We start from the raw sequence: 1,488 nt of genomic DNA on the forward strand, positions 1-1,488 counted from the left end.
TTTTCGAAAGAAGTGAAGTAAAGTTAAAATTCCTCAGGAGGGCAGGAATAAAAAAGGCCCCCCAACAATAATACTTCCTACGGTAATTATTTATGCGACAAAGCCACAGCGTTGAGGGACCCGATAAGGTCTTTCTTGCTGTGGCTTTTTTCGTCATGTTTAATTATCGTAGGAACCGCAAATATAATCAATCATCAATCAAAAATCGAATGGAAAAAAAGAAAATTTTCAAATCAGCACCTTTGCCATTTATGGGGCAAAAACGCAAATTTTTAAAGCAATTTGAACCTGCTTTACAAAAATACTCACCAACAGCAACTTATGTAGATTTGTTTGGAGGAAGTGGGTTATTAAGTCATACCGTAAAAGCACTTTATCCGGATGCAACAGTAATTTATAATGATTTTGACAATTACCGCTTAAGATTGGATAATGTCGACAGAACAAATAAATTGCTTAGCGATTTAAGGGCTGTTTTAGCTAATTACCCGAAAGATAAACGTGTCATTGGAGAAATACGTGACAATATAATAGATCGTTTACAGAAAGAAGAAGAAAGCGGTTATTTGGATTATATCACAATTTCAAGTTCATTGCTTTTTAGTATGAAGTATGCCTTCAGCATGGAACAGTTCAGAAAAGAAACTCTATATAATTGTGTACGACAATCAAATTATGATGCAAAAGGATATTTAGAGGGTATTGAAGTAGTTAGTAAATGCTATAAAGAACTGTTTTTAAAGTATAAAGATTTGGATAAGGTGGTTTTCCTCGTTGATCCGCCTTACTTGTCAACAGAAACCAATTCTTATAAGGGTTATTGGAAACTCAAAGATTATTTAGATGTTTTACAGGTTTTGGATAAAACAAAGTATTTTTATTTCACATCAAATAAATCGTCAATAATTGAACTATGTGAATGGATTGAAACAAAAACGCCAATGAGCAATCCTTTTAATGGTGCCTATACTGAAACAATGACCGCTACTGTTAATTATAATTCAAGTTATACTGATATTATGATTTATAAGATATAATAGATGTCAGTATTATTTTGATACAATTTGAGACAATCAATTTGCGTAATATGCGATGATTAGGTTTTAATTTTGTACGCATAAATATTTTAATTATGACAGCATCCCAACAATTAGAAGTCGATGCTTATGTATTATCAGCATCAAATTTAAGTACCACATCACGAGGTTATAAGGCGTTGAGAATTTTACTAGAACAGGGAAATATACTTTTTTGGTGTTTGGGCAAGGAAGATACTTTCCAGCTCGCAAAGGTTCTGGTACATTTGCGGTTCAAGTACGAACATGTAAAAGGCGGTTTATCGGTATGTGCCGATAGTAAAATGAATTATTACTATAAGATAATGCACCGAAAAATACCTGCTAAAAGCTTATATCAGGAAAATGTAATTAATTCCATCTTTGAAAAATCAAAGGGTTCCAATTATAATTGGGCTGAAAGACAATTGGC

The 1,488-nt window shown here is 32.7% G+C and carries 2 protein-coding genes; both read left to right on the forward strand.

Features of this window, described 5'->3' with window-relative positions; translation table 11 throughout:
* Positions 1 to 209 precede the first annotated feature (209 nt).
* Entirely contained in the window at positions 210 to 1,037 is an 828-nt protein-coding gene (locus NJT12_RS24770; RefSeq protein ID WP_271338782.1) for a DNA adenine methylase, read from the forward strand.
* Between the two features lie 95 nt (positions 1,038 to 1,132).
* A partial coding sequence (locus NJT12_RS24775) for a hypothetical protein (RefSeq protein WP_271338783.1) occupies positions 1,133 to 1,488 on the forward strand: 356 nt, incomplete at its 3' end.

It is taken from the genome of Flavobacterium azizsancarii, assembly GCF_027980145.1.
Lineage (GTDB): Bacteria > Bacteroidota > Bacteroidia > Flavobacteriales > Flavobacteriaceae > Flavobacterium > Flavobacterium azizsancarii.